At 76.5% G+C, this 4,689-nt stretch carries 5 protein-coding genes and 1 pseudogene; all 6 read right to left on the reverse strand.

The annotated features are described in order from the left end of the window. Window positions 1-302: pseudogene (locus tag KBX39_RS23830) on the reverse strand (xylose isomerase); the annotation flags it as partial. Beyond that, the gene (locus tag KBX39_RS23835) at window positions 302-1,153 is read right to left on the reverse strand and encodes a TatD family hydrolase (protein WP_104115026.1); all 852 of its coding nucleotides are present in this window, start codon (window positions 1,151-1,153) and stop codon (window positions 302-304) included. The gene KBX39_RS23835 and the pseudogene KBX39_RS23830, both read right to left, overlap by 1 nt. Window position 1,154: 1 nt before the next feature. After that, window positions 1,155-1,760, reverse strand: coding sequence for an EboA domain-containing protein (locus tag KBX39_RS23840; RefSeq protein WP_069088872.1), 606 nt, complete (start codon window positions 1,758-1,760; stop codon window positions 1,155-1,157). A gap of 34 nt (window positions 1,761-1,794) precedes the next feature. Beyond that, a complete protein-coding gene (locus KBX39_RS23845; protein ID WP_210872593.1) occupies window positions 1,795-2,670 on the reverse strand; it encodes a sugar phosphate isomerase/epimerase in 876 nt (291 codons plus the stop codon). Then, a complete protein-coding gene (locus KBX39_RS23850; RefSeq protein WP_210872595.1) occupies window positions 2,667-3,575 on the reverse strand; it encodes an SCO3242 family prenyltransferase in 909 nt (302 codons plus the stop codon). The genes KBX39_RS23845 and KBX39_RS23850 overlap by 4 nt, the downstream gene beginning before the upstream one ends. Beyond that, a partial coding sequence (locus KBX39_RS23855; protein ID WP_210872597.1) for an inositol-3-phosphate synthase occupies window positions 3,572-4,689 on the reverse strand: 1,118 nt, incomplete at its 5' end. The genes KBX39_RS23850 and KBX39_RS23855, both read right to left, overlap by 4 nt.

A 4,689-nucleotide genomic window follows, 5' to 3' on the forward strand; every position in this document is an offset into this window, starting at 1 on the left:
CCCTTGACCACCGGGGCCTGGAACGCGGCGTACGGGAAGCCGTTGAGCGTGACCACCTCCAGGCCCCGTACCGTCAGCTCGTGACGCAGCCGGCGGCGGGCCGCCGGGTCGGCGGCGAGCGCGGCGGCCACCGGCGCGGCCAGCCAGAGCCCGAGCCCGAGCAGGTCGGCGCCGAGCGCCCGGCGCACCGCTACCGCGTACGTGTCGAGCTGGGCGACGATGCCGGGCAGGTCCTCGGCCGGGTGGACGTTCGTGCAGTAGCCGAGATGGACGGTCGTGCCGTCGGCGTGGCGCAGCCGCATCATTCGCCTCCGCGCAGGATCGAGTTGCCGGCGAAGGTGGGGTCGCTCGCCTCCAGGGCGGTCAGGTCGAGCCGGCCGGACTGGCCGTAGAACTCGACCGGGTTGCGCCACAGCACCCGGTCCACGTCGTCGGCGCTGAACCCGGCCAGCTGCATCGCCTCCCCGGTGGCCCGGGTCAGCAGCGGGTCCGACCGCCCCCAGTCGGCGGCCGAGTTGACCAGCATCCGCTCGGTCCCGTACCGCTTCAGCAGCTCGACCATGCGCGGCGGCGACATCTTCGTCTCCGGGTAGATGGAGAAGCCCAGCCAGCAGCCGGTGTCCCGGACCAGCCCCACAGTTACCTCGTTGAGGTGGTCGACGAGCACCCGTTCCGGCGCGATGTCCGACTCGGCGACCACGTCGAGCGTGCGCCGTACGCCGCGTGCCTTGTCCCGGTGCGGCGTGTGCACCAGCGCGGGCAGGTCGTACGCGACGGCCAGGGCGAGCTGCCCGGCCAGCGCGGCGTCCTCGGCCGGCGTCATCGCGTCGTAGCCGATCTCACCGACGGCCACCACGCCGTCCTTGTCCAGGTAGCGGGGCAGCAGGTCGAGCACCGGGCGGCAGCGCGGGTCGTTCGCCTCCTTCGGGTTGAGCGCCACTGTGGCGTGGTGCCGGATGCCGAACTGCCCGGCCCGGAACGGCTCCCAGCCGATCAGCGAGTCGAAGTAGTCCACGAAGCTGTCCACGCTGGTGCGCGGCTGGCCCAGCCAGAACGCCGGCTCGACCAGCGCGCGGACCCCGGCGGCGGCCATCCGCTCGTAGTCGTCAGTGGTGCGGGACGTCATGTGGATGTGCGGGTCGAAGATGCGCATGTCACGCCTCCGGGGTGGGGATGGTCAGCCGGCGCAGCAGGTCGGCCGCGTCGTCGGGCATGGTCCGGCCGGCGGCGTGCCGCTCGGCGGCGTACGCGGCGAGCATCCGGGCCAGCTCGCCGTCGGCCCGCTCCGGCAGGTCGTCGACGACCGCCAGGGGCACGCCGGTGAACACGCACTTGAGCACCGCCTGCCGCCAGGCCGGCTGCTCCAGGTGCCGGGCGTACGGGCCGAGCGCGGCGGCGACCAGCCGGGTGTCGTTTGTGCGGATCGCGTCGTGCAGCAGCGGCACGCACTCCGCGCCGATGGGCAGCAGCGGCAGCGCGCGCAGCACGGCGCGTTTCTCGGCGGCGTCGCCCTGCCGGTAGAGCGTCTCGGCCGCGGCGGCGTGGCCGTTCGGCAGCGTGGTCAGCAGCAGCGCGCGGGCCGCCTCGTCGGCCGTCCAGCCGGGCGGGTCGGGCAGCGGCCCGCGACCGCACCGCCGGGCGGCGGTGGCGAAGAACCGTTCGATCGCCGTGGGTTCGGTCGCGACGCGGCGCAGCGCCGCGTCCAGCCACTGCGGGTCGGGTACGCCCCGAAGCGCGGCGCGCAGTCGGTCGGGTGTCATGCCGTCTCCCCTCTGCCGGGTGGAAGGTGGTGGGTCACCGCCCCTCGCCGCGCGAGGCGGCGGCGCGCAGGAAGTCCAGTGAGCGGGCGGCGACGGCCGGGGCCGCGTGCGAGTGCCGGGGCAGCTCCACCGCCACCAGCCCGCGGTAGCCGGCGTCGGCCAGGGCACGCAGCACCGGCGGGAAGTCGATCTCGCCGGCGCCGAACTCCAGGTGCTCGTGCACGCCCCGGCGCATGTCGTCGATCTGCACGTTGACCAGGTACGCGGCGACCTCGGACACGCACCGCGGCACCGGCAGCGGCTCCAGGCACCGGCAGTGCCCGATGTCGAGCGTGATGCCGAAGCCGGGCGGCGCGCCGAGCGCCTCGCGCAGCCGCCGCCACCCGGCGATGTCCTCGACGAACATGCCCGGCTCGGGCTCGAAACCCAGCGGCACGCCCGCCTCCGCCGCCTCGGCGCAGACCACCGCGCAGCCCGCTACGAGGCGGTCGGCGGCGACGCCGGGCGGTACGCCGGGCGGGCGTACGCCGGCCCAGAAGGAGACCGCCTCCGCGCCCAGCTCGGCACCGATCCGCACGGCCCGGCGCAGGAACTCCACCCGCCGGGACGGGTCGTCGTGCAGCAGCGTCGGCGCGTGCTTGTGCCAGGGGTCGAGCAGGTAGCGGGCGCCGGTCTCGACCACCACCGCCAGCCCGAGCGCGTCCAGCCGGCGGCGCACGGCGGCCACCCGGCGGGCCAGGCCGGGGGCGAACGGGTCCAGGTGGTCGTGGTCCAGGGTGAGCGCGACACCCTGGTAGCCGAGGTCGGCGAGAACAGCGAGCGCGTCACCGAGGCGGTGGTTGGCGAAGCCGTTGGTGCCGTACCCGAAACGCAGCGCGCCCGGGCCGGGCAGCGGGTCGGCGGCGGTCATGTCGGGGAGATCAGTCGGGCCAGGCGGCGGCCGAGCGGGGCGGCGCCGGCCACGGCGAGGCCGAGCAGCCGCGCCCCGGCGCGGGCGGTGAGCGAACCCTGCAAGGCGGGCAGCCCGGTGATCCCGGCCCCGACGGCGGCGCGCACCCGGGCCGGTGACGGATCGGCGAGCACCCGGGCCTGCGCCCGGCCGTACCGGACGGCGTACCCGGCCGCGAGCACCGCCGGCACCAGCTCCCCGAGCCGAAGGAAGGGCCCCCTCTTAACGCATCCGGTAGAGAAGGGGGCCCCGCTTAACACGGTGGGCCGGGCCGGGGTGGTGAACGCGATCAGCGCGGTACCGGCCAGCGTGAGGCCCGGCAGACGCCGGTCCGCGCCGGTCACCTCGCGGCGGGACAGCGCGGTCACCGTCCAGGTGTGCGCGGCGATGGTGAGCGCTGCGGGCAGCGCCCGGACCACCCGGCCGCCGGACGCGCCGAGCAGCACGTCCAGCCCTCGGCACGCGGCCATCACCGCCGGGCCGGCGGCGGTGTTCTTCGCGCGCAGGTCGTACCCCCAGATGGTGGCCGCGAGTGGGAGCGCGACCGCCGCCGCCCGGCGGCCCCCGGCGGCGGTGGCGACCGCGAGCCCGGCGGCGGTGAGGCCGGACGCGACGCCGAGCGCCACGGACGGGCGCACCCGGCCGGACGGGATCGGCCGCTCCGGCCGTTCGACCGCGTCCAGCCGCCGGTCCGCCCAGTCGTTGGCGGCCATCCCGGCCCAGTAGAGCAGCACCGACGCGCCGGCCAGGGCGGGCGTCCGGCGGTCCAGCGCACCGGCCGCGGCGGCGCCGGACAGCACGTCCCCGGGTACGGACAGCGCGGCCGGCGCCCGGACCAGGTCGGCCAGGTCGGCCAGGCGGGTCACGGCGTCGCCTGGGCGTGCAGGTCGGCGGCGAAGTCCCGCAGCACCGTCCACTGCTCGCCGAGCGCGTGGCCGGTCGCGCCGAGCGGGTCCTTGAAGAAGAACGCCAGTTCGGTCAGCGGGCCGTGGCGGCCGGCGGCGTGCGCGGCGGCGGTGAGCCGGGCCAGGTCCAGCACGAGCGGCGCGGCGAGCGCCGAGTCGCAGCCGTGCCAGGTGAACTCCATCCGCATGCCGGTGCCGAGGAAACCGGCGAACGTGATCAGGTCCCAGGCGGTCTTGAAGTCGCCCAGTTCCTCGACGTACTCGATCCGGGTGTGGCCCTGGGGCAGGTAGCCGAGCGTCTCGGCGAGCACCCGCTGCTTGCTGCCGACCTTGGCGGCGTTGGCGGCCGGGTCGGCGAGCGTGGCGCCGTCGCCGCCGCCGAGCAGGTTCGTGCCGGACCAGGAGCGCACGGCCAGGTGCCGCATCGCGAACATCGGCGCGAGCACCGACTTGAGCAGCGTCTCGCCGGTCTTGCCGTCGTGCCCGGCGTACGGCAGCCCGCGTTCGGCGGCGAGCGCGGCCAGGGCCGGCAGGCGGGCGCCGGTCGACGGGGTGAAGTCCACGTACGGGCAGCCGGCGGTGAACGCCGCGTACGCGTAGGCAGAGCTGGGCGGCAGCACGCCGGCCCGGCCGGTCAGCGCGTCGCGCAGCGTGGCCAGGTCGTGGTGCGCCGGGTGCGGGGCGGGCGCCGGTTCGGTGGCGGCGACGTTGACCACCACCCCCCGGTCCAGCCCGTGCCGCGTGCGGACCCCGGTCAGGTCGCGCCCCACGGCGGCGATCCGCTCGCCCTGGTCGCCCTCGACCGGCGCGGGTCGCAGCGCCGCCTCGACGGCGGCCAGGTCCGGCGCGACGGCATCGGCCAGCCGGGCGGGCAGCACCCCGGCGGCGGCGAGCGCCTCGGCGCGTTTGGTGAGCGGGGTGGCGACCACGTCGTGGCCGCCGAAGACGAGATCGGCGAAGCCCGGCAGGGCGGGCCCGCGCAGGTCGGGCAGCTCGGTCACGCATCCGGTCGGCGCGGTGAGCCCGGCCCGCAGGGCGTTCTTGCGGCCGGTGGCGAACCGGGTCGCCTCGTACG

The sequence above is a fragment of the Micromonospora sp. D75 genome (assembly GCF_018070405.1).
Taxonomy (GTDB): domain Bacteria; phylum Actinomycetota; class Actinomycetes; order Mycobacteriales; family Micromonosporaceae; genus Micromonospora; species Micromonospora chalcea.